The organism is Streptomyces xingningensis, assembly GCF_054957865.1.
The window spans coordinates 26,371-50,284 of record NZ_JBDJPF010000005.1 but is presented as its reverse complement, the minus strand read 5'-3'; the positions used below and the strand labels follow the sequence as shown (position 1 = coordinate 50,284).

Here is a 23,914-nt window from a genome sequence, read left to right as displayed (position 1 = left end):
GGCCTCACCGTTCCTGTCGCAAGCCGTCGGCATTCGCCGTCCGGAGCACGATCTTTCCCTGCTGCATGCCCGAGCTCATCCGTGCGTAGGCCCGCTCGAAGTCGGTGAGCTCGAAGACCGAATCCACGCATGGGCGCAACCGCCCGGACTGGATGGCCAACTCGACGAACCAACGCCCACGTTCGCGCATTCGCGGCTCGGCGAGATAGTCGATCAGCGAGTAGAGCTCGATGCGCACCGCATTGCGAACCAGCGGCACAATTGGCCCAGCGAAGCTGGGCTCGCCGTTCATCGCACCGTAGATGAAGATCCGCCCACCTTGGGCGACGGCGTCGGCGTATTCTCCGAGGAAAGGTCCGGCGACGGCGTCCAGCACGACGTTCACCCCGCGGCCACCGGTGGCCGCCCGAATCTGTCCTGCCACATCGCCGTCATCGGTAATGACGACGTGGTCGGCACCCGTCTCACGCAACAGCGGAACCTTCACCCCGGTACGAGTGCCCGCGATGACCGTCGTGCCTGACAGTTTCGCCATCTGGATCGCGCCCAGCCCGGCGCTGCTGGAAGCGGCGCTGATGAAGACGGCGTCCTCTGGGCCGATCCTGGCTACTTCGTGTAGCGGGTAGTAGGCGGTGAGACAGGCCATCATCGTTGCAGCGGCCTCGCACTCGTCCAGCCCGTCCGGCCAGCCGATCAGGTAATGCTCCGGGGTAATCGCGAACTCTCCGGCGACCCCGTAGTTCGGGTCGCCCAACGGGAGTGCGGTGACCCGGTCGCCGACCGCGAATCGGGTCACGCCGCTGCCGATGGCGTCCACCACACCGCAGGCCTCGTAGCCGATGCGAGACGGCAACTTCGTAGGGGTGTAGTGCACACCCGCCAGATACAGCAGATCCGCCTGGTTGAGCCCGATTCCGTGCACCCGGTAGCGGACCTCACCGGGTCCGGGAAGCCGAGACTCGACATCCCGCAGCACGAACCGCGGACTCCCTCCGACCTTGTCGACCAACAGAACATTCGGCATGGTCGCCTCCTTACTTGTGTCTCAATCCCCGGTTGCGTAGGGACGTTGGTTATGCGGATCCCGGCTCGCGCTTCCTGGATGATCCGTTCGAACGCGACGGGCGGTTTCCCGCTGGCCGCGCTGTGGCGACGCTTCGTGTTGTAGGAGTCCGCGACCCATGTGGCGTCCTGAGCCTCGCCTCTGCGTGGGTGGCTACCGCTGCCCGTCGACCTGACCGTGATCGCCATCTGCAGGGCGGCGCCGGCCAGCGCGGCATCGTGCCGCTCACCCATCGCATAGCCCAGAGCCTGGCGGGGAGGGCGTCGTGAGGGCGGGAAACAGCGTGCCCTCGCCGGTGGCGATCTCCGTCATGTCGTCTCACCACAGCACGTCGGGTGCGATGGCATCGAATATGCGCCGTACCAGGTCAGGGGCGGTCTCCCGCTTTCCGGGGCGAGTCCCTTGGCGACCTGCGTGATCGACCTACCAGTCTCGGTCACGATCCGCACAGCTACCGCACGGAACTCCACGTCGAACTTACGTCTCTCGGGCGCCATGACTCCCAACTGCCAGTCTCTACGCGAGGTGAGGTTAGGTGCGCCCGAGCATGTACCGAAACCCTGACAGCGGCTATGTGCAGATCGCCTATCGAGGGACGGAGCATCGGGCGATCTGCCCAACGCGTCTCAGCCACAGCGACTGCTGCCCCCGCTCGGCCGCCGTCCCCGGCGGCTTCGCCTCGTCGACTTCGCCATCGACACCACGGCCGCCATCGTGACCTGCCCCTCACATCGTCCGGTGCATAACCGGGGGCTGCCCGGCCGTCAGGCCGGACAGCCCGGCCGAGGCCGACGTCGGCGAGCGGGACTGCCTGACCAGCAGCGAACGCGAGGAACTGGCCCAACCGCGGCGGGAGAACCGCAGGCTTCGGGAGGACGTGGAGATCCTCAAGCGGGCCACGGCTTTCGACTACGAGGCCATCCTCGCGGCCCGACCACCACACCGACGGTGTCCGTCAAAGCGGAACAAGCTCAACGGGCACCAGGCCGGTGCAGCGTGACGACAACCCGGTCGTCACGTTCCTCGACCACGAGGGTTTCGTAGGGCCCGCTCATGCCATCCGTTCCACGAGCATCGCGACGCCCTGGCCCACGCCGACACACAAGGTGGCCAGTCCCCGGCGGGCGTCCGCGCGCTCCAGGCGTCCCAGCAGCGTGAGCAGGATGCGTGCGCCGGAACACCCCAGCGGATGGCCGAGCGCGATCGCGCCGCCGTCGGCGTTGACCCGGTCCTCGTCGAGCTTGAGGCGGCGGATGACCGCCAGAGCCTGCGCGGCGAAGGCCTCGTTGAGCTCCACCGCGTCGAGGCCACCACTCTGCCACCCGGCACGGGCGAGCGCCTTCTGTGTGGCGGGTACCGGACCGAGTCCCATGACGTTGGGCTGCACTCCCGCCGAGGACGAGGTGACGACACGGGCCCGGGGCGTCAGCCCGTACCGTTCGACGGCTGCCGCGCTCGCGACGACCAGTGCGGCTGCCCCGTCCGACAGCGAGGAGGAGTTGCCCGCGGTGACGATGCCGTTCTCACGAAAGACCGGGCGCAGTGACGCCAGCTTCTCCAAGGAGGTGGACGGGCGAGGACTCTCGTCGCGCGTCATCTCGCCGGTCCTCATCGGGACGGCGACGATCTCGCGCTCGAAGTGGCCGGCCTCCTGGGCGGCGACGGCCCTTTGGTGGCTGCGCAGGGCGAACGCGTCGGCCTCGGCCCGGGTGATGCCGTCGAGAGCAGCGACCTCTTCGGCGGTCTCGCCCATCGACAGAGTCACCTTCACCGCCTCCGGCCCGGCACCAGGGGCAACGGACGCGTCTGCGGCGCTGAATCGCGGATTGGTGAAGCGCCAGCCGAGCGCCGTGTCATGTACTTGGCCAGGCTTGGCCCAGGGGGTGCCGGGCTTGGCCATGACCCACGGGGCGCGGGTCATCGACTCGACCCCGCCGGCCACCACCAGGTCCGCCTCCCCCGCTCGGACGGCGTGGGCCGCGGAGGCGACAGCGGTCAGCCCGGAGGCGCACAGCCGGTTCACGGTGTAGCCGGGCACAGTGTGCGGCAACCCGGCCAGCAGGACGGCCATCCGGGCCACGTCCCGGTTGTCCTCACCTGCCTGGTTGGCTGCACCGAGGATCACTTCGTCCACGGCTTCCCCAGGAACCCCGGCCCGCGTCACGGCTTCGCTCACCACCAGTGCGGCAAGGTCGTCCGGGCGTACGGACGCCAGTGCGCCGCCGTAGCGGCCCTGTGGGGTGCGGGCTCCGTCGATCAGGTAGACCTCGTCAGACATTGCCGGTCCCCTCCCCCTTGATGTGCCGGCGCGACTGCAGGACCGAGAAACGGGCGGACAGCGGATTCGGCCTGCTCCAGGAGACCGAGGTGGTCCGCGAAGTAATCCGGCTTGGCGTGGGTCTGTTCAGTCATATGCGTCACTTCCCGGGTGTCCAACCGAACGTTCGGTTCACCATGGGCATGAAAATGGGTCACAGGTCGGCCAGCAGTGTCGCGGGACGCTCCACACAGTCGGCGACGTAGCGCAGGAATCCTCCGGCGACGCCTCCGTCACAGACACGGTGGTCGAAGGCGAAGGAGAGCTGCATGATCTTGCGGACGGCGAGCGTGCCGTCGACCACCCAGGGCCTGTCGATGATGCGACCGACCCCGAGGATCGCGGCCTCGGGGTGGTTGATGATCGGTGTGGATCCGTCGACCCCGAACACACCGTAGTTGTTGAGGGTGAAGGTGCCCCCGGTCAAGGTGTCAGGAGGCAGGCTGCCTGAGCGAGCGAGCCCGGTCAGGCGGGCGAGTTCCGCGGCGAGTTCCGCCGTCGTCATGCGGTGCGCGTTGCGGACGACCGGGACGACGAGCCCGCGTTCCGTCTGAGCGGCGAAACCCAGGTGGACGTCGGAGAAGCGTACGATCTCGCCGTGCTGAAGATCCACGGTGGAATTCAGCTCGGGGAACCGCTGGAGGCCGGCGACGCAGATACGGGCCAGTAGCGGCAGTAGTCCGATGCGTCGATCCGGTCGAGCCGGTCGAGCCGCCTGGAGCACGTCCTTGGCGTGCAGCAACTCGGTGGCGTCGACGTCGACCCACGTGGTGGCCTCGGGAATCTCGCTCCGGCTGCGGGACAGCTTCTCGGCCACCGCCTTGCGCAGTCCTCGCAACGGGATGCGCTCTTCGACGCCTCGCCTCTGTGGCGCGGCCGGGGCGGCGGGTGCGGGCGACTGGGCGGCTTCGGCAATGGCCTGTTCGACATCGCGCCGCAGGATGATGCGGCTGGGGCCGCTCGGGACGATCCGGCCCAGGTCGATGTCGTGTTCCCGGGCCAGCCTGCGAACCAGCGGGGAGATCGCCAAGAGGGCCTTGGCGGTGCCGGTCGCGGCTTGCCCGCTCGCGGTCCGATCCGCCGCGGCGTCGCTCGCGCCCACGGAGCCCTGGCCCACGGAGCCCTGAGGGGTGCCGGCCGCGCGATGTCTGCGCTGTCGACGCCTCGTCGGCATGTGACCGGTCCCGTATCCGATCAGGACGTTGCCGGATCCTGCTTGCTCTTCCTCCCGGTAGCGTTCCGCTGAGGTGTCCTCACGCGGGGCGGTGTCGGGCCGGGCGGCACCGACCGAGATGAGTGGCGCGCCGACCGTGAGGGCCGTGCCGGTCTCGGCATGGAGTCTCACCACGGTGCCGGCGTAGGGAACGGGCACTTCCACGGCGGCTTTGGCGGTCTCGACCTCCACCACGATCTGGTCGATCTCGACGGTGTCTCCGACCGCGACCTTCCATTCGATGATCTCGGCGTCGATCAGTCCCTCACCGAGGTCGGGCAGGTGGAAGAGCTGCTCTTCCAGTGTGCCGGCCGTCATGCCGCCTCCATCGCCAGGTGCTGGGTGTCGGGCTGGTCGTCGTACTGCAAGCGCTCCACGGCGTCGAGAACACGGTCCACGCCGGGCAGGTGGGCGTGCTCGAGCCTCGGCGGCGGGTAGGGGATGTCGAAACCCGCCACGCGCAGGACCGGCGCGGCCAGGGAATGGAAGCATCGTTCCTGCACCCGGGCGGCTATCTCGGCGCCGACGCCCGCGAAGCCCTGGGCTTCCTGGATGACCACACAGCGACCGGTCCGCCGGACCGACGCGACGACTGTTCCGTCGTCGAAGGGGACGATCGTCCGCAGGTCGACGACCTCCAGGTCCATACCGTCCTCGGCAGCGGCGGCCGCGGCCTGGAGGGCGACGGGGACGGTAGGGCCGTAGGCCACGAGTGTGGCGTCCCTTCCAGGGCGCCGGACCACTGCGCGCCCGAACGGAGCCGCCGCCCGCTGTCCGAGGTCTGCATCGCCCGTGGACCAGTAGAGCTTCTTCGGCTCCAGGAAGACCACCGGATCAGGGTCCGCGATGGCATCGCGCAGGAGCCAGTAGGCGTCCTCCGGGGTTGCGGGCGTGACGACCTTCAAGCCGGGCGTATGAGCGTAGTACGCCTCACTGGAGTCGCAGTGGTGCTCGACTCCGCCGATGCCACCGGCGTACGGGATGCGGATGACCATGGGCAGGGCCACCCGGCCCCTGGTGCGGTTGCGGAGTTTGGCGACGTGCGAGGTGATCTGCTCGAACGCCGGGTAGGCGAAGGCGTCGAACTGCATCTCCACCACGGGCCGGAAACCACCCATCGCCATGCCGACGGCGAGACCGATGATGCCCGACTCGGCGAGCGGGGTATCGAAGCACCGCTGTTCGCCGAAGTCCCGGGTCAGCCCGTCCGTAATGCGGAAGACACCGCCGAGCGGGCCGACGTCCTCGCCGAAGACCAGCACGCGCTCGTCGTCGCTCAGCGCGTCACGCAGGGCCGTGTTCAGGGCCTGCGCCATCGTGACGTTGGTCATCTCAGTTCTCCTGGGCGTTCAGCTCGTGCACCAACTGCTCACGCTGTTCGAGAAGTTGGGTGGTGGGCTCGGCATAGACGTGATCGAAGATCTCGAGGAGATCCGGTGCGGAGTCGGCGTTCATACGCGTACGCAGGTCCGCGGCGACGTCCTCGGCCTCCGCCCGGGTGGACTCGATGTCCTTCTCGCTGAGGATCCCCCGACTGCTCAGATAGATCTCCAGCCGCTTCAGGGGGTCGGCGGTGCTCCACTGCTCCACTTCCCCGGCCTCCCGATAGCGGGACGCGTCGTCGGCGTTGGTGTGGGCGTCGATGCGATAGGTGTGGGCCTCGACCAGGAAGGGCCCCTTCCCGCTGCGGGCATGTTCGGCAGCTGCGGTCAGGACGGACAGCACGGCCACCAGGTCGTTGCCGTCCACCTGCTCCGAACGTACGCCGTAGCCCACGCCCTTGTACGCCAGAGCGGGTGCCGCGCTCTGCTTCGCGAGGGGCACGGAGATCGCGTATTTGTTGTTCTGGACGAAGAACACCACGGGAGCGGTGAACACGGCGGCGAAGTTCAGTGCCTCATGGAAATCCCCTTCGCTTGTCCCCCCATCACCGATGAAGGCCATCGCGATGCCATCCTCACCCTTGCGGCGCATGGCATGAGCCATGCCGGTGGCGTGCAGGACCTGTGTGGCCAGCGGCGTGCACTGCGGTGCCACCCGGGTCGCCATCGGGTCGTAGCCGCAGTGCCAGTCACCCTTCAGGAGGGTCAGCACCTCGACCGGATCCACCCCGCGCGACATGAGAGCCACGGAGTCGCGGTAGGTGGGGAACAGCCAGTCGTGCTCCCGCAGCACGAGAGCGCCCGCGATCTGGCATGCCTCCTGGCCGCGGCTGGACGGATAGACGGCCAGCCGCCCCTGCTTGGTCAGCGCAGTCGCCTGGGTGTCGAGCCGCCGCCCCACCACCATCCGGCGGTACGCCTCACGCAGCAGTTCGGCCGAAGGCTCGGCGTATCCCGCCGGGGCCTTCGCAGCCGCCCCGGCCTCGTTGACGAACCGTATGGGTGCGAGTGAGGGCAGGAGGCTCTGCACCGTGTGGCGGAGGGTCTTCGCGGTCATGCAGACGCTCGCTTTCTCAGAACACTTGACGCGAGGATCCTCCGCTGCCGACTCAGATGTGTTCAATAGCCCGCTGAAATCGGCGACACCCTGCCGGATGAATTCGGCCGGCGCAGCAAAGTGTCATTTCATTTGTCGCCGGGAGCTTGTTTCTCCGGACGTTCTGCCGCCCCGTTCGACGAGGCGTGGCCGCGGCAGGCGTCGGGTTCCGATCAGGCCAGCAGAACGGCGCGGCATGCGAGATGCAGGGCAAGACGCTCGTCCCTGTCCAGCAGATCGACGGCCAGGAGAGCCTTGACCCGGGCCACCCGGGTGGCCACGGTGTTGCGGTGTACCCCCAGAACAGCAGCGGTCTCGTTGAGGGAGGATTCGCAGTCCAGGTACGTCCCGAGGGTACGGACGAGGTCACCGGGTTGGTCCTGGAGGGGCGCCAGCAGCGCGCGAGCCGCCGGCACGAAGGTTTCGGTGCGCCCCCAGCCCAGGAGCAGTTGAGCCGTACCCAGACTGTCGACGTGAAGGAACCGCCCGCTCTCCGGGCGTCCGGCGGCCAGCCTCGACGCATCGCCTGCCTCGGCCAGTGTCCGCGCGATGCCGGGCGCACCCGCTTGGGGCCGGCCCACGCCCATGTGCACATCCATGCGCCGACGCAGCCGCAGGTGGGCGCGGCGGATGGCGCTGGACAACTGCCTGACGCGGTCAGCGGTGGGTTCCGTGGGCGGGGTCACCCAGCCCGACCAGCCGTCACCGTATTCGACGAGGACGCACTCCACACCCTCCCCGTGCAGAGCCGCGGTCACTTCCGCCGTCCGGCCGAGCACGTCGACATCCGGCGGCACCTCGATGCGCAGTCCTATGTGCCAGCCGTCGAGCCGCCAGCCCAGGTCGGCAGCACGACGGCGGGTGTCGACAGGCGGCTCGGTGGTCAGGCTCAGCAATTCGCCGAGCAGCGAACCACGGTGGCGCGCGTCCCTCTCCACCACGAGCCGGTGGGCGAGAAACCAGCGCTGCAGGGCGAGCGCGGCGATGGCGAGTGCGTTCGAGACGGCCGCGGCCCGCCATGCGGCCTGACCGGGGACGCGTGCGGCGATCCAGTACTCGGCTCGTCGCCCTGTCACGTCGGGCGCCGGCGCGAGCAGCAGTTCACCGTCGGGGAGGGGATGGTTCTGCTGGGCGCAGGTCGGGTGGGGCCGGACGGTGGCCCCGATGTCGCCTGCCACCCGGACCCCGTCACCGTCGAGCACCGCGACGGGGAGATCCGACAACGCCTGGAGCCGCTCGGCGAGCGTCTCCGGATCGAGCAGTTTCGGGACCATCGCCCGGGCGACGCGACTGACCAGCGCCGCTGCCTCAAGGTCCGGCGCGGCGAAGAGCATGCGGGCGTCGACGACCAGTTCCAGCACCTCGTCCGTGGTTCCCAGCACGACTACGTCCAGGCGGTCGGCGAGGCGCGTGGTGGCATGGCTCAATGCTGTCTGCGCGGGCAGGAGCACGCCGGTGGCCGACTGATCGGCAAGCCGCCGCAGGAGTGCGTCGAGGCGCCAGTCGACTGGTTCCGGAAGTGAGGTCAGGGCCAGCAAGGCGCCGGGGAAGACCTCGGGGGCACTTTCCACATCGCCGGCAGCGGCGACGCCGGTGACCGGCAGACTCAGATTGCGACCGGCCAGCACGGTCACCGATGTGCGCCATCGCGGGTGGGCGAGCAGCCCGTGGAGCTGCTGGGCTGTGTCCGCACCCATCACCTGGCTCCCTGCTCGAGGACTGGGGCGAACGGGAAACCGAATGCCCGTGGACCGACGTGTTCGAGCAGCCCGTTGTGCGTCCAGAAGGGCGCCGAGGCCAGCTGCAGCACGGCGACCTCCGATGAGCCGCGCACCCGCTCGCAGGGGATCGGCTCGCGCGTCCGGGCGTCGACCAGGCAGATGATGTCCGGCGTGGTCGCCACGGCGGCACCGTCCCGGAGAACCACGAGGTACTCGTTCTCCATCTCGACCCGGACGATGGAACCGCTGGTCGCGTCGGCCAGGGAAACGCTGCCCCGGACGAAGGACCTTACGTCACCCGTCCGCTGTACCTCCAGCACCCGCCCCTGGCCGAGCAGCCTCGCCCCGAGCGAAGCAGCAAGCGTTCGGACGTCGCCGGCCCCCGCGGACGCGAGGTGAGCGCGGCCCAGAGTCAGCGCCCGCTCAACCGTTCCCTGGATGGCAACCTTGGCCAGCTGTCCCGCCGGCAGCGGATTCAGTGCCACCACTGCCCACCCACCCGAGGCCGGGATCAGGGCGCGTACCAGTCGCTCGACGGACTCTGCGTCGCCCACGTCCAGGATCACCAGCCGGCCTGTCGAATCGGTGAGCGCGATCGGGCCGATATCTTGCCCCAGCACGGACAGGGACGTCAGGTCGAGTCGGGGCAGGGCACGTCCGCACAAGTCCGCGTCGACGACGGGGAGTTGCAGGTCGGTGGCCGCGACCAACGCCATGACCCCGTTGATGCCCGCCGCCTCGGCCGGCATGACCGCCTGCGGTTGCGTGCCCGACCAGCGGGCCACGCCCTGGACCGCCGTGACGAACTCCAGGCCGCTGGGCAGCCTCTCCTGAAGGACGTCAGGCACACCTACGCACGCGACGGGCACAACCCAGGTGTCCGAGGCGAGATCGGCAGGACTCACGGCGGGCAGCCCCGCAGTCCGCAACCCCCGCCGCAAAATCATCCCGCATGCCCGCGTGTCACCGGCTCCGCCCGCACCGAGCAGGGCGAAACCGCGCTCCAGAGCTCCCACGTCGGCCGGAGAGATCGTCCTCACGACTTCAGTGTGACACGCGTCTCTGCACGGCACCCCAGCTCAGGCCGTCCGTCTTGGGCACCTGGAACCTGTATTCCGCGGGGCTCGGCGTGGCGTTCCCTCCGGTGGCCAGCATCATGATCGCGGAGTACTTCGTCATCCGGCGCTGGCGAGCGGATCTACCCCCGCCAGCTTGGTGATCTGGCTTGTCGCCTCCCTCGCGGGCAAGCTGAATCTGGTGCGCGGGATCGGAATGGTCAACACGCAGTCCATCACCGCATCGCCGACCAAGCACGCAGAGAGTGTCTGACCGTTCCTTGGCAGTGAGCGGGAGTGAGTCCATCTCTCTGGCGCGCCCCGAACGGTGTTGGGCGTACTGGTCGTCCGCTTTCGCAGCCGGGCGGTGACACGGATCCTGTCCGTGGTCCGGTCCGGAAGGGCGGAGTCCCTCACGACCTGGCCAGTGGATATGGTCAGAGGCGACGGGGAGGCCCTGAACCATCTCTCTGGTGGAGCAGGGGCCCCGCACGCTGGCACCACACCCGGCGTCCCAGATCACACGACAACGCTATCCCGGCCCGCCCAGGGCACCGCAAGCCCAGAAGCCGACCATCACACGACCGTGTAAAGCCTGCCTCGCACACACTTCCTAGTGTGCAGTTACCCACCCCTTCCACTCAAGGAGTACCGTCGTGCGCATTGGCATCGACGTCGGCGGAACCAACACCGACGCCGTCCTGATGAGCGGCACCCGCGTCCTGGCCACGGTCAAGACACGCACCACGGAGGGCGTCACCTCCGGGATCGTCTCCGCTCTCGACGAGCTGCGGCGCCGGTACGGCTTCGAACCCGCGAAGGTGCGGGCCGTCATGATCGGCACCACCCACTTCCTCAACGCCCTGGTGGAAGCTCGGCGCCTGGCGCCCACCGCGGCCCTGCGCCTGGGGCTCCCGGCGACCAGCTCCCTGCCGCCCATGACCGACTGGCCGGAACAGCTGGTCGAGGCGATCAGAGGCCGTCACTACCTCTGCCACGGCGGCCACGAGTTCGATGGCCGGCACATCGCCGAGCTGGACGAGGACGAAATCCGGCAGGCCGCGGCCGACATGGCCGGGCACGGTGTGCGGAGCGTGGCAATCAGCTCCGTCTTCTCACCGATCAACGCCGAGTTCGAAGAGCGTGCGGCTGACGTCGTCCGCTCGGAGATCCCAGGGGTCGCTGTGTCCCTGTCGCACGAAATCGGCCGTATCGGCCTGCTCGAGCGGGAGAACGCGACCATCATCAACGCCGCTCTTCGGGAACTGGCCGGCCATATCGTGGAGGGCCTGACCGGCTCCCTGTCCAAGGCCGGCATCCAGGCACCTCTGTACCTGAGCGAGAACGACGGCACCCTGATGGACGTCGACTTCGCACGGCACCATCCCGTCGCGACGTTCGCCTCGGGTCCCACCAATTCGATGCGCGGCGCCGCCCTCCTCTCCGGCCTCGACACCTGCGCCATAGTCGACGTGGGTGGCACGACCAGCGACGTCGGCATCATCCAGCGCGGCTTCCCCCGCGAAGCCGCCGGCGAGGTCAGCATTGCGGGGATCCGTACCAACTTCCGGATGCCTGATGTCCTCAGCGTCGGTATCGGAGGTGGAAGCATCGTACGGACCGGCGCACCGGGGACGACCATCGGGCCGGACTCCGTCGGGGCCGCTCTCCAGCAGCGTGCCCTGGTCTTCGGCGGCGACACCCTCACTGCCACGGACATCGCCGTGGCGGCGGGCCGCGCCGAGATCGGGGACCCGGGCCTCGTCGCCCATCTGGGCAAGGACTTCGTCGCCGCTGTCCTGGAAACCATCGCCGAAGACATCGCGGGGCTGGTGGAACGGATGCGCACGACGGCGGAACCACTTCCGGTCATCGCGGTCGGCGGCGGATCGATCCTGCTGCCGGACCACATCGAAGGATGCGGCGAGATACACCGCCCGGACAACTACGCCGTGGCCAACGCGGTCGGAGCCGCCATCGCGCAGGTCGGAGGTGAGGTCGACCGCGTCTTCGCCACACCCCCCGGCCGGCGTGGCAGTGTGCTCGACGCGGCCCGGCAGGAGGCGACCGAGCGAGCCGTGGCAGCAGGAGCGACACCGGCGAGTGTGTCCATCGTCGAGTGTGACGAGGTACCCCTTCCCTACCTGCCCGGAAACGCCACGCGCATCCGCGTCAAGGCGGTCGGCTCCCTCGCACTGGAGAACTGAGACATGCGCGAGCTGACCACCCGCGACCTGAGCGACGCAGCCCGCGGCGCCGCCGTCCTCGGAGCCGGTGGCGGGGGGCGATCCCCACATCGGCAGGCTCCTCGCCCAGGCAGCACTCGAGGAGCGCGGTCCGGTCCGACTGGCGGCACTGGAATACGGACCTTCGTAACGCCCGGTCCTGGCGACAGATGCAAACGGCTCCTGCTCGGGGCTGTGCATTGTGCATCCCCTGACCCGAAGCGCTGGTCCATCTGCATCGTGACTGGCGCCTTGCTCCAACTTAGCGTGGGGAACGAAGACGAGAGCGGCAGGGGGCCGGCCATGGTGGACGTGCTGGCAGGCCACCGCTGGGGTCAAGACCTTCTCGCAGATGGCAAGATCATCTGGTTCGAAATCGGGCGACTCTGCCACTCTGCGTGAACCTCTGGAGCCACTGGTCGGTCCGCCAAGACACATTTCGCGTCCCAGACCACCAGTGCCGACCATTGCCGCACCGGGCATGTTCCGAACGGGAGTGCAGCATGTCCTTCGAAGTCCCGTCGGGGGGATACGTCCCAGGCGGTCCCGCGGTGCAGCTCGACGAGACAGATCGAGCGATCATCGCCGCCCTTCTGCAAGACGGCCGCATCTCGGTCCGAGCCCTGGCCGACGCAGTCCACATTTCCCGCGCACACGCGTACACACGCATCTCGCGGCTGATCGCCAACGGCGTGATCAACGGTTTCTCGGTCGACCTGAACGTCCGGCGGATCGGGCTGGCCACAACCGCGTATGTGATGCTCACCATCGACCAGAACGCGTGGCGCACGATCTCACAGAGGCTGACCGAGATCCCCTGCATCGAGCACTCCTCGCTGGTCGGCGGCGACTTCGATGTCCTCGTCCTGACCCGGACTCCGGACAACGACACATTGCGCCAGATCGTGCTGGAGAAGATCCAGGAGATACCAGGAGTCCGCTCGACGCGAACCTGGCTCGTCTTCGACGAATCCCCCGGACGAGCACTCGACTGAACCTGAAAACGTGCCTCTGATCGCGCGCACCCGCCCGTATGCCCACCCGTGTACCTTCGCGCATATTCGCCCGCAGAGGGCAGCCAACTGTCTGGACACGGGCCCTGATCACATCATCAACAACGACATTCTGCGAGACGTCGGGGGTGCCAAGGACAGTCCGTCGCGGGTTTCGCTCATCGCTTGAACTGTGTGTTCGCCATGACCCACCATCCCTCTCAGTACATCCTTCGGAAAACCGGTGAAAAGCGAGTCCCCATGGTCCAGCTCCGACCGTCCAGATGCGGCACTGCTGGCGAGCAATGAGTCGCCCTACGGACTGCTGCCCGGGGTTGCCGTCAGGCTCACTGAGCTCGCCCAGGACGTCTCTCGGTACCCGGTCATGAGCGCAGCGAGCCTGGTGGAAGCGATCGCTGTCCATCACGATGTGGCTCCGGACCGTGTCGCCGTCGGAGCCGGCTCCTCCGAAGTGTGCGGCCAACTGCTGCACACCGTTGTCGACCCGGGCTCATCTTCGTCTGCAACCCGAACAACCCGACCTCGACCGCGATAGGTGAAGCAGAACTGCGTGCCTTCGTGGAACGGGTGCCCAAGGACGTGCTGATCGTGATCGATGAGGCTTACCGTGAGTACGCCGATCCGGCAGCTGTACCGGACGCCCTGGCACTGTTCGGTGGCCGCCCCAACGTCGTGGTACTGCGGACATTCTCGAAGGCATACGCACTGGCGGGGCTGCGCGTCGGCTACTGCGTGGGAGCGCCAGGAGAGGGCGTACGGGTCACCATCGGCCTGGAACAAGAGAACGACGCCTTCCTGGCGTTGGCGAAGACGTGGGTCGCATGAGGTTCCAGGATGCACGGCCCGCAGCCTGAAGCTTCTCCAGGCCAACGACGCCGAGGCTCAGTCTCACCGGCCTCGCGCTTTCGAGCGGCGGGGCGTCCCGGCGGGTGATCAGAAAAGCGAAGAGTGCTCCTGACGCGTAAATACAGCGGACCAGTCACGGACCAAAACCCAGACTCGGCCGGCAGACGCGGCCTCCCCGTTCACACGGTCCCACTCCCGCATCGACTGTTCGATGAGGCGGTTGGCCTGCTCCCGAACGCCGTCCGAGAACTTGGCGTAGTGCCGGTCCGGCGATGGTCACGGCGGACGGTCCCGCCCTGGACGACCAGCGCCAAATTGTCGGAGAACCGCGTGAAGTCCCACGCGTCCCCGTCGAGCACGATCAGGTCGGCCACCCTTCCCACCGCGACCCTGCCGACGTCCTCGAGTTCGAGCAGTTCCGCGGCTGACCCGGTCGCGGCATGCAGGGCCTGTTCCGGTGTCAGGCCGGCCCGCACCAGCCACATCAGCTCGCGGTGACTCGATCCATGGGCGAAGACGCCGCTGTCGGTACCGAGGGCGATGCGGACACCGGCGGCGTGTGCGCGCGTGACGGCCTCCAGGTGGGTCGCGGTGATCCCGCGCGCCTTCGCCGCAACCTCGGGCGGGACGTTCATGCCGGCGTCGATCGCCTCGACGATCGAGGCCGACGCCATCAGGGTCGGCACGAGCCAGGCGTCGTGTTCCAGGAGCAGCTGAATCCCTTCATCGTCCAGGTACACGCCGTGCTCGATCGATCGAACGCCCGCGCGGAGCGCCTGCTTGATACCGGCCGTACCGTGCGCGTGGGCCATCACATGCCGGCCCGCTGCCGCGGCCTCCTCGACGCAGACCGTGAGTTCCTCGAGCGAGAACTGGGAATGCCGTGGATCGTCCCGGGTCGACATCACCCCGCCGGACGCGCACACCTTGATGGTGTCGGCACCTGCCCGGATGATCTCGCGAACTCGCTTGCGCATCCCCTCGACACCGTCGACGACGCAGTCCGGGCGGCCCGGGTGGGGAACGAGAAGGCGCTGGAGGTCGCCGTGGACGTTCCAGCCGTCGACATGGCCGCCCGTCTGGCTCAGCACGGAGATCGCGATCGTCAGCCGAGGGCCCTCGATGAGGCCGGCCTCCAGCGCCGTCCTCATGCCGAGATCCGCCCCGCCGGCGTCCCGCGCGGTTGTCACGCCACTGTCGAGAAGCCGTCCGAGGTTTCCGATCGCCTCGTAGAACTGCATCGAGAACGGCTGACTCTGGACCCGCGCGAAGTCCATGCCGTCGAACAGGGTGTGCACATGGCAGTCGATGAGCCCCGGCGCCACCAGGCCGCCCGTGACATCGATCACCTCGTCGCCGTCGAGGCCGGTTCCGAGGGCGGCGATCCGTCCGTCCTCCATGGCGACGTCGGCGACGGTCCCCTCGGCACCGCTGCCGTCGAAAACGCGCCCGCCGCGCAGGACTGTCCGCGTCATCGCGCCGCCTCCTCGACGGGGCGGTACTCCATGTCGTAGCCGAAGTGGCGCGGCCCGGCGAGATCGATGCCGGCCTTGGTCCGCCAGCGCGCGTCGCAGGGCAGCCCGACGACCGCGACGCGGTAGCCGTACCGGATCTCCTCGGCCGGTATCGGCTCCCCGGTGTCGATCTCCATCGACATGATGAGGTCGGGACAGGTGGCGACCACCTGTCCATCGCGTTCGGCAGCGAGGTTCTCATTCTGGAAGTGCAGCGTCATCCGACGCCCGCGGTCCCCGTCGAGCCCGCTCAGATGGGCCTTTCCGATCGTCCAGCCTCGCTCGTTGCGGCGTTCGACCTCCTCCACTTTGCCGGTGAACAGCAGCACGCCCTTCTGCTGCGCGAGTACGGCCGCCACGGGCGAGGTGCGCGCGGCACGCGCCTCCCGGATCGTCCTGCCGAGCTCCCCGGCGAGCGAGATGGCGCCGCGGATGAGGCGTTCCTTCGCTTCGGCCCCCGTCATCGGATACAGCGCCATGGCGGCGTTCGCGCCGCTCGCCACCACCGCCGCGCGGGTGTACGCCTCCGACCACGCGTTCGTCGCGCTCGTCAGGTACATCGTGTTGCCGTGCTCGTCGGCCATGACCATCGGCGTCGAGCGCCCGCCGTACATGGTCGGCGTCACCAGCTGCAACTCGGGGAAGGCGCGACCCATCCCGTCGGCGTCGACGACGGGTACGCCTGCCGCCGCCGCGGTGGCGAAGGGCGTGACCGCGTTGAGCCCGCCCGCCTCGGCGGCGCAGACGTACCCGAACGTCCTGCCGGTGAAACGTTCGAGGTCGCGCAGCACGCGCACGTACTCGTCCGTACGCGGGAGCTTCTCGATGAGGACGCCGGGCGCGCCGATGCCGGCGATGAAGACCACGTTCGCATCGTCGGAGACGTCCTCGACATCGACGAGCGGGACCGGACCGTGGCGCCGGATCGCCTCGCGGGCGAGCAGCATGCCGACGTACGGATCACCGCCCCCGCCGGATCCGAGCACCGTCGAGCCGAGGGTGATGTCGGCGAGCGCCGACTCGTCGATCAGTTTCATGATCAGTGTCCTTCCGGGACCGCGACGAGGGAGCGGAACGGGCCGACGGCCTTCACCCTGATGTGCACCGCCATACCTCCTGGCAGGTGCGTGAGCGGGACGTCCTCGGCATCGATGATCCGCACCGATTCCGGGTCTGCGCCCAACTCGACGGCGCGAGCGACCGCTTCGGCCTTGGCGCTGTCCAGAGCGGCCGCCCGGGTCGTCCCCTCCAGCATGTACACGCGGTCGACCTCGCCGCCGGCCTCCGCGAAGGCGGCGCCGACGGCGTTCGCGACGTCCGCGTGCTCAGGGATGATGACGTCCCCGAGACCGTCGAGGGCGGCCAGGAGCGGCCCGCCGCCTCCGACGACGATCACAGGGATCTCCTCCGACGTCAGCTTGGCCTTCTCGACGGCCCGTACCACCCGGTCGGCCACGAGGTCGAGTGCGCGGCGGACGGTGGTGGCGGGAACATCCGAGACCGCCGCGGGGTCCCCGATCCGGGCGGCGCCGGCCGCGACCGCGACATCCGTGAACGTGAGGGTGTTCCCGCCGAACACCCGAGCCTCGCCGTTGATACGGAAGCCGACACTTTCCGGGCCGACCGCGGACCCGTCCTCAGCGACGGTTGTGCCACCGCCGAGAGGGACGGAGAGGACATCGGGTATCCGGAAGTTGCTGCGTACACCGGCGAGGCTCATCGCCACCGTCGACTCTCGCGGAAAGCCGTGCTGGAGCATCCCGACGTCGCTGGTGGTCCCTCCTACGTCGACGACCACACCGTGCTCCAGGCCCGTCAGAAGCGCTGCCCCCCGGATCGAGTTGGTCGGCCCCGAGGCGATCGTGAAGATGGGGAACTGCCGCGCCCGGCCGAGGGTCATGACGGTGCCGTCGTTCTGCGACAGCAGGAGCGGGGCCGGGACGCCGACGCCGGCGACGACCTCCTCGAGCCCGTCGATCACGCGGCCCGCCAGGTCGAGGAGCGCGGCGTTCAGGATCGTCGCGTTCTCACGTTCGAGGAGTCCGACTCTGCCGACGAGCGTGGAGCGGGTGATCGACACGTGTGGCAGCTCGTCCCGCAGGATCTCCTCCGCCCGGATCTCCGGGTCCGGATTGACCGTTGAGAAGACCGAGCTGAGGGCGATGTGACGGACGCCGGACTCGGCGATCTTCCGCGCGATGTCGCGCAGACCGGCCTCGTCGAGTTCGTTGAGGAGCGAGCCGTCGAACTGCGCCCCGCCCGCGCACACGTAGATGCCTCCGTCGACGACCTCGCGCAGACGGTCGGGCCAGTCGACCATCGGCAGGAGCGACTGGGGAGGCGTGGCGAGCCGCACCGCCGCGACCCGCTCCAGTTCGCGAGCTTGGGCAATCGCGTTGATGAAGTGCGTGGTCCCGATGAAGACCGAGGCGATGTCGTCCATGCCCACGTCTTCGAGCACCCTGGCGAGGGCGGCGCGGATGCCCGACGTCACATCCTCCGACGTCGGGGACTTCACTGCGGCAACCACACGACTCCCGTCGAGGACGACCGCGTCGGTGTTGGTCCCACCGACATCGATTCCGATGCGCAGCGGCACGTTGGTTCTCCTTCTCGTCGTGGGCGCGTACGCCCGGGGGGCATACCTCAGGCGCCGTTCGGCCATCGCGGGTGCGGTCCAGGGACACAGGGGCGATCACGATCAGCACGGGCGGGAGTGGTGCCTTGCCACAAGGGGCCCACGCCGGCCGTGTAGAGGACGCTGTCGAGCACGCCTGGGAATGGGAAGAGGACGTAGAACGGGCCGCGAGTCGTGCTGCCGAAATAGCCCGAGGACCGGGTGCCTTCCAGCGGCACGGCAGAGGGGGCTGTCCTCTCCGTCCCGGTTCCGGCGGCGATCTGCGCCGAGCCGGGCGTTCCGAAGGTGAGCATGCCCGCGAACGATTCCGCCCCGGCGCTGATCGCGGAAGGCGGTGATCGTGACCCGTGCGACGGGGATGCCGTTGAGGCGCGCGACTCGAGGGCGTTACAACACCCGACACGTAGGAACTCGATGACAAACGGCGGTGCCTGGCGAGGCCGACGACGGACCGAGGCGGGACAAGAAGTACTTTCGATCTCGTAAGCCAGGGCGTGAGCAGCGAGGAAACCTGTCGCATCGGCGGCATCAGTCCCAGGACTGGGCGCGAGTGGCGGAACGGACGCGGCGAGGGTTTGCCGGTGATCCGGCCCGTCCGCCACCGAGGACCGCGGTGCCGCGTGCCATCGGCGCGATGTCGTCAACCGTGCCTCTCATGCTCAGGTCTCCGTGAGTTGTGTTGAAGCATCGCGCACCGGACGGGCATCGTCACTGGGCTTGGTGCATACACCTACCGACTGCACTGGGCACTGTGCACCGCATGAGGGGAGTGACGCGCCATGCCGAACGTGCACGTCGGCATCGAAATCCTCGTCGAGGGAACTCGTATTCGCGCTCGGGCAGGTCGCGGCGAACGGGGACGTCGCCTCGGACCGCCTTCTGCATCTTCGACGGTTTCCAGCTCCGTGTCCGTTACGACGGCCGCGACCGGGGCGTCCAGCTGCAAGTCACGATCTTGGCTGCCGTCGCTCCCGATCTCGCCCAGATCGGGGAACGGGCCGCAATGGCTGTGTGGGCCGTTGACCAGCCCATAAGAGAGCGCCCCCGGCAGGACTCGAACCTGCGGCCAAGCGCTTAGAAGGCGCCTGCTCTATCCACTGAGCTACGGGGGCCGGTGCGTACGGCGGTTGCGGACGGCTGAAGCCCCGGGCTCGGTGGTGCCGTGACCTTGCCGGGGACAAGGATAGGGCTCCGCGTACCTCGTCCCGGTTGCTTCACCTCCGTGACACGATGTGGAGGTTCGGTGAAGCGGTCCTGATAATCGCAGGCAGGTGCGAATCGTGCACCGTTTTTCACGCCTCGCGCGCCGGGTGTTGTGCACTCGTTATGCCGGGGCCTCATGCGCCACGCCTCACGCTCCAAGAGCTATACGCTTCAAAAACACACCAGAATTGGGCATTCTGCGCGTGTGGCGACCTTGGATGTACGGCCCCGACTGCTCGACGCGCTCTCCGCACTGCGTGATCGTGTCGACGCCGCGCGCTTTCCGCTCCCCCTTCCCGGCGCCGCCCGCGCCCGTCGTAACCGGGTCGAGCTCCTGGCGCAGCTCGACGACTACTTGGTGCCCCGCCTGTGCGCCCCCGAAGCACCGTTGCTCGCGGTGGTCGGAGGGTCCACCGGGGCTGGGAAGTCCACGCTGGTCAACTCGTTGGTGGGGCGCCGGGTCACCGAGGCGGGGGTGCTGCGGCCGACGACCCGCACGCCGATGCTCGTCTGCCACCCGGACGATCATCACTGGTTCGCCGGGCCGCGGGTGCTGCCGGAGCTGCGCCGGGTGTGGGTGCCGGTCCAGGACGGGGCGGCGTTTGAGGCGGGTGCGCTCGACGGGGAGGACGAGGCGGGTCGAGAAGGGGGCGGAGGATATCGGGGGCATCCGGGCCCGGCGGAGCGGGCGGATCAGGTGGGTCAAGCGGGTGATGATGAGCCCACAGGTTTGCGTATGGAAACCGATCGGTCGCTGCCTCGAGGTCTTGCCCTGCTCGACGCGCCCGACATCGACTCGCTCGTCGCCCGCAACCGCGAACTCGCCGCCGAGCTCATCTGCGCCGCCGATATCTGGGTGCTGGTCACCACGGCGACCCGGTACGCGGACGCCGTGCCCTGGCATCTGCTGAGGGCGGCCAAGGAGTACGACGTCACGCTCGTCACCGTGGTGGACCGGGTGCCGCACCAGGTGGCCGGTGAGGTGTCCCGGCAGTTCGGGGCGCTGTTGGAGGCGGCGGGGCTCGGTGACGTACCGCGCTTCACGATTCCGGAACTGCCCGAGTCCGTGGGGGGCGGCAGCGGGCTGTTGCCCGGCACCGCCGTCGAGGGACTACGGGACTGGCTGACCCAGCGGGCGCAGGACCCGGCGGCCCGGACCGTCGCCAGGGCCCGCACCGCCGACGGGGTCCTCTCCTCGCTCGGGGCGCGGCTGCCCGGGCTGGCCGGGGCGGCGGCCGTACAGCATTCGGCGGCCGTACGGCTGCTGCAGCGGGCCGAGGACGCCTACGGGCGGGCCGCCGAGCGGGTCCGGCGGGATGCCGCCGCAGGCGAGGCGCTCGCCGGGGACGCGCTCACCCACTGGCACGGACACCCCCGGGACAGCACCTCGGACGAGCTGTTCAGCGCTCTCTGCGGCGCCCTCATCGCGCTGTTGAGCTGCGCGGTGGACGCTGCCGACGAGAAGATCGCCGAGGCCGGTTCCGGGGATCCCGCGGGCGACACGGTCCTCGCACCGCGGGACGCGGAGGGGGCGGCCGCCCGGATCGGCGTGGCGGTCCGTCACTGGCGGCGCTGTGTGGAGGAGATCGCGGAGGAGGCGGTACGCACCCTCGAGCGGCCCGCCGGCGGCGACCCGGACCGGGCCGCCGCCCTGCTCGCCGCCGCGCTGCTGGGCGGCCGCCGGGCTCACCTCGCGGAGGAGAACCTCGCCGAGTTGTTCGGCGCGCAGAGCGCGCTGCGGCTGCGCGACCGGGGCGCGGAGCTGCTGGCCGACTGCCTGGAACGGGTGCTGGCCGATGAACGGGACCGCAGGACCGCCCCGCTCGAGGCGCTCGATGTGACACCGGACCCTCAGGTCGAGTTGATCGCGGCCCTGTCCGTACTGCAGAAGGAGAGGTGACCGCGGTGCAGTCCGCCAACGGCCCTGGTGAGCAAGGGAAGCGGCCGGCCTCCGAGGCCGTGGACCGCTCCTGGGACGACGGCCTGATCGCGCGCCGTGCGCGCCCGGAGCAGAGCGATGAGGAGAAGGCGCGTCAGCAGGAGCAGGAGCGCGCGGCTTCGGTGGAGCGCCCTCCGGCCAATGACGAACCCCGTGTCGCGACCTCCGTCGACGGTGCCCTGCGGCAGCGGCTGGACGCCCTGCGCGAGCTGGTCGGGCTGTCGCGGGCGCGGCTGGACGGCGACACGCTCGCCGAGGCGGGGCGGGTCCTGGAGGAGACCGCGGCGCGCCAGCGGTACTCGCTCGACCTCACGGTGGTGGCGCTCGCCGGCGCGACCGGCAGCGGCAAGTCGACGCTGTTCAACGCCCTGGCCCGGGCGCAGCTCGCGGAGGCCGGGGTGCGGCGGCCGACCACCGCCGCGCCCGTCTCCTGCGCCTGGACGGACCGCGCGGACGGTCTGCTGGACCGACTGGGCATCCCGGCCAGGGCCCGGCGGCAGCCGCCGCGTCCCTACGATCCGGTGCTGACCGGCCTGGTCCTGCTCGACCTGCCCGATCTCGATTCGGCGGCGGCCGGTCACCGGGAGCAGGTGGACCGGCTGCTGGGGCTGGTGGACGCGGTGATCTGGGTGATGGACCCGGAGAAGTACGCGGACGCGGTGGTGCACGAGCGCTATCTGCGGCCGCTGGCCGGGTACGCGGAGGTGACCTTTGTCGTGCTCAACCAGGTGGACCGGTTGTCGGGGGACGCCGCGGACCAGGTGCTGGACGATCTGCGGCGGCTGCTGGACGAGGACGGGCTGGCGCTCGGCGAGCACGGTGAGCCGGGGGCGGTGGTGCTGGCGCTGTCGGCGCTGACCGGCGAGGGGGTCGGTGAACTGCGGGAGACCCTGGGGCAGTTCGTGGCCCGGCGGTGCGCCGCCGAGCTGCGGATGACCGCGGATGTGGACGGTGCGTCGGCACGGTTGCGGTCGGCGTATGTGGCGGACGGCCGGCCGGGGCTGACCGAGGGGGTTCGGCAGGAGTTCGAGGACCGGCTGGCGGAGGCGGTGGGTGCCCGGGCGTCCGGGCTGGCGGCGGAACGGACCTGGCTGCGCGACGCCGAGGCGGCGTGCGGAACGGCCTGGGCCCGGGTGCGGCGCCGCTACCGGCGGTTGCGGGGGCGGGGCGCCTTCGGAGCCCTGGAGGGTGCCGAGGCGTCGCCGTCGCGCCGGACCGCGTCCCGGCCGCTGGTCGAGCAGGCGGTACGGGCGCTGGTGCACGAGGCGTCCGCGGGGCTGCCCGGGCCCTGGGCGCAGGCGGTGCGTGAGGCGGCGGTGCGGGGGGCGCAGGGGCTGGCGGAGGCGCTTGACGAGGCGGGGGCGGCCGGTGCGGTGGCTGCCGTGCCGGGCAGGCGGCTGGGCGGGAGCGGCACGGGGAGCCGGCGGACGGGCGCGGGGCGGCCGAGCACGGGGCGCACGCGCGGCGGAGGCGGGCCGCGGCCGGTGCGGCCCCGGTGGTGGATGATGACGGCCGTCGCCCAGGTGGGCTTGGCGCTGCTGCAACTGGCCGGCGTGGCCTGGCTGGTGGGGGTGGCGGTCGGTTCGTTCGGCGGCGCGTGGTGGATGCCCGGCGCACTGGTGGCGGGCGGCGGGGTGGGCGGTCCGGTGCTGGCCTGGTGCTGCCGGATGGCGGCGCGGGGCCCGGCGCGGGGGCACGGGCTGGAGACCGAGCGTCGGCTGCGGGCCGCGGCCGCGGGGTGCGGACGGGCCCGGGTACTGGAGCCGGTGGCGGCGGAACTGCTGCGGTACCGGGAGGTACGGGCACAGTTTGTGATTGCCACCGGTGAGGGGTGAGGCAGGGGAGATCGAGAGGTGTGGACGGGGGTGGAGTGGGTGACGGCGTTGTCCACCGTCCGGTTGTGGTCCACAGCCTTCAGCGGGATCTGGTGATCAAGGGCACCATGAGGTCACAGGCCGGGTGAAGGGGCCCGGCGGGGGAGTTGGGGGAGGCGCTTTCGATGAACGAGACCTTGGTGACGGTCGTGGGGAATGTGGCGACCCAGCCGGACTTCCGGGAGACCGCGAACGGGTCGGCCGTCTCCCGGTTCCGGCTCGCGGCGACCGTGCGCCGCTGGGACCGGGGGCGGGAGGAGTGGACGGACGCTTACACGAGCTTCTACTCGGTGTGGGCCTGGCGGACGCTGGCCTCCAATGTGGTCGCATCGGTATCGCTCGGTGAACCGCTCATTGTTCAGGGAAAGTTGAGAATTACCAGTCAAGAGCGGGACGGAAAGCGGTGGCTGTCGGCCGATATTGACGCTGTATCGATCGGACACGATCTGGCGCGCGGCACTTCGGCATTTCGCAGGGTGACGCAGGTTCGGCCGCTGCCGGTGGAGCCGGTGCGCATGGCGGGGGAGCCGGTGCGGTCGCAGTCGGGCGTGCCGGCGGCCGGGCGGGCGGGGTCGCCTTCACATGAAAGGTCCAGACCAGTTGGGGTGGGCGGGGATGGGGGGCCGGTGAGGGCAACTCCCCTGTGAAATGAGGGATTTGTCCGGCCGATTTATCGATAATGCCGGGCAGGACGCCTTCCTCCGATAACGATTCCGATTCGGATCGGTCGTGCGAATGACTTGTGTGGGTCGCGTGTTACGCCCGCTCCTTAGGATCCGGTTCGTACAACGGGGGCTGCTGCTTTTTGAGTTGCC

The 23,914-nt window shown here is 69.4% G+C and carries 15 protein-coding genes, 1 tRNA gene and 1 pseudogene; 6 read left to right on the top strand and 11 right to left on the bottom strand.

Annotation, left to right across the window (positions count from 1 at the left end; translation table 11 throughout):
• Nucleotides 1-4 precede the first annotated feature (4 nt).
• From ABCR83_RS04260 to ABCR83_RS04230, 7 genes are all read right to left on the bottom strand, one after another.
• Nucleotides 5-1,024 carry a zinc-dependent alcohol dehydrogenase family protein gene (locus ABCR83_RS04260; protein WP_462693407.1) on the bottom strand — a complete coding sequence of 340 codons (1,020 nt, stop codon included), beginning with the start codon at nucleotides 1,022-1,024 and terminating at the stop codon, nucleotides 5-7.
• Nucleotides 1,025-2,114: 1,090 nt separating this feature from the next.
• Nucleotides 2,115-3,341: a thiolase family protein gene (locus ABCR83_RS04255; protein WP_462693406.1), complete on the bottom strand. Its 1,227-nt coding sequence runs from the start codon at nucleotides 3,339-3,341 to the stop codon at nucleotides 2,115-2,117.
• Between the two features lie 193 nt (nucleotides 3,342-3,534).
• Nucleotides 3,535-4,911, bottom strand: coding sequence for a dihydrolipoamide acetyltransferase family protein (locus tag ABCR83_RS04250; RefSeq protein WP_462693405.1), 1,377 nt, complete (start codon nucleotides 4,909-4,911; stop codon nucleotides 3,535-3,537).
• Nucleotides 4,908-5,924 carry an alpha-ketoacid dehydrogenase subunit beta gene (locus ABCR83_RS04245; protein ID WP_462693404.1) on the bottom strand — a complete coding sequence of 339 codons (1,017 nt, stop codon included), beginning with the start codon at nucleotides 5,922-5,924 and terminating at the stop codon, nucleotides 4,908-4,910. The genes ABCR83_RS04250 and ABCR83_RS04245 overlap by 4 nt, the downstream gene beginning before the upstream one ends.
• A gap of 1 nt (nucleotide 5,925) precedes the next feature.
• Nucleotides 5,926-7,032: a pyruvate dehydrogenase (acetyl-transferring) E1 component subunit alpha gene (pdhA, locus tag ABCR83_RS04240; protein WP_462693403.1), complete on the bottom strand. Its 1,107-nt coding sequence runs from the start codon at nucleotides 7,030-7,032 to the stop codon at nucleotides 5,926-5,928.
• A 212-nt stretch (nucleotides 7,033-7,244) separates the two neighbouring features.
• The gene (locus ABCR83_RS04235; RefSeq protein ID WP_462693402.1) at nucleotides 7,245-8,768 is read right to left on the bottom strand and encodes a PucR family transcriptional regulator; all 1,524 of its coding nucleotides are present in this window, start codon (nucleotides 8,766-8,768) and stop codon (nucleotides 7,245-7,247) included.
• Nucleotides 8,768-9,808 (bottom strand): DUF917 domain-containing protein, encoded by a 1,041-nt coding sequence (locus tag ABCR83_RS04230; RefSeq protein ID WP_462693517.1) that lies wholly within the window; start codon nucleotides 9,806-9,808, stop codon nucleotides 8,768-8,770. The genes ABCR83_RS04235 and ABCR83_RS04230 overlap by 1 nt, the downstream gene beginning before the upstream one ends.
• Nucleotides 9,809-10,503: 695 nt before the next feature.
• On the opposite strand from ABCR83_RS04230, the gene ABCR83_RS04225 reads away from it, so the two are divergent.
• The 3 genes and pseudogenes from ABCR83_RS04225 to ABCR83_RS04215 all read left to right on the top strand — a co-directional run.
• Nucleotides 10,504-12,054 carry a hydantoinase/oxoprolinase N-terminal domain-containing protein gene (locus ABCR83_RS04225; protein WP_462693401.1) on the top strand — a complete coding sequence of 517 codons (1,551 nt, stop codon included), beginning with the start codon at nucleotides 10,504-10,506 and terminating at the stop codon, nucleotides 12,052-12,054.
• Between the two features lie 521 nt (nucleotides 12,055-12,575).
• Entirely contained in the window at nucleotides 12,576-13,067 is a 492-nt protein-coding gene (locus ABCR83_RS04220; protein ID WP_462693400.1) for an Lrp/AsnC family transcriptional regulator, read from the top strand.
• A 498-nt stretch (nucleotides 13,068-13,565) separates the two neighbouring features.
• Nucleotides 13,566-13,820 (top strand): annotated as a pseudogene (locus tag ABCR83_RS04215) (aminotransferase class I/II-fold pyridoxal phosphate-dependent enzyme); the annotation flags it as partial.
• 290 nt (nucleotides 13,821-14,110) lie between these two features.
• Here ABCR83_RS04215 and ABCR83_RS04210 read toward each other — a convergent pair.
• From ABCR83_RS04210 to ABCR83_RS04195, 4 genes are all read right to left on the bottom strand, one after another.
• Entirely contained in the window at nucleotides 14,111-15,406 is a 1,296-nt protein-coding gene (locus tag ABCR83_RS04210; RefSeq protein WP_462693399.1) for a metal-dependent hydrolase family protein, read from the bottom strand.
• Entirely contained in the window at nucleotides 15,403-16,482 is a 1,080-nt protein-coding gene (locus ABCR83_RS04205) for a DUF917 domain-containing protein (protein WP_462693398.1), read from the bottom strand. The genes ABCR83_RS04210 and ABCR83_RS04205 overlap by 4 nt, the downstream gene beginning before the upstream one ends.
• 2 nt (nucleotides 16,483-16,484) lie before the next feature.
• Nucleotides 16,485-18,044, bottom strand: coding sequence for a hydantoinase/oxoprolinase N-terminal domain-containing protein (locus tag ABCR83_RS04200; protein WP_462693397.1), 1,560 nt, complete (start codon nucleotides 18,042-18,044; stop codon nucleotides 16,485-16,487).
• A 1,078-nt stretch (nucleotides 18,045-19,122) separates the two neighbouring features.
• Nucleotides 19,123-19,195, bottom strand: a tRNA-Arg gene (locus tag ABCR83_RS04195).
• Between the two features lie 305 nt (nucleotides 19,196-19,500).
• Here ABCR83_RS04195 and ABCR83_RS04190 point away from each other — a divergent pair.
• From ABCR83_RS04190 to ABCR83_RS04180, 3 genes are all read left to right on the top strand, one after another.
• On the top strand, nucleotides 19,501-21,186 hold the full coding sequence (locus ABCR83_RS04190) for a dynamin family protein (protein ID WP_462693516.1): 1,686 nt from the start codon (nucleotides 19,501-19,503) through the stop codon (nucleotides 21,184-21,186).
• Nucleotides 21,183-23,060: a GTPase gene (locus tag ABCR83_RS04185; RefSeq protein ID WP_462693396.1), complete on the top strand. Its 1,878-nt coding sequence runs from the start codon at nucleotides 21,183-21,185 to the stop codon at nucleotides 23,058-23,060. Before ABCR83_RS04190 ends, ABCR83_RS04185 begins: the two co-directional genes overlap by 4 nt.
• A gap of 164 nt (nucleotides 23,061-23,224) precedes the next feature.
• Complete coding sequence (locus tag ABCR83_RS04180; RefSeq protein ID WP_462693395.1) at nucleotides 23,225-23,746, top strand: single-stranded DNA-binding protein; 522 nt, start codon at nucleotides 23,225-23,227, stop codon at nucleotides 23,744-23,746.
• Nucleotides 23,747-23,914 lie beyond the last annotated feature (168 nt).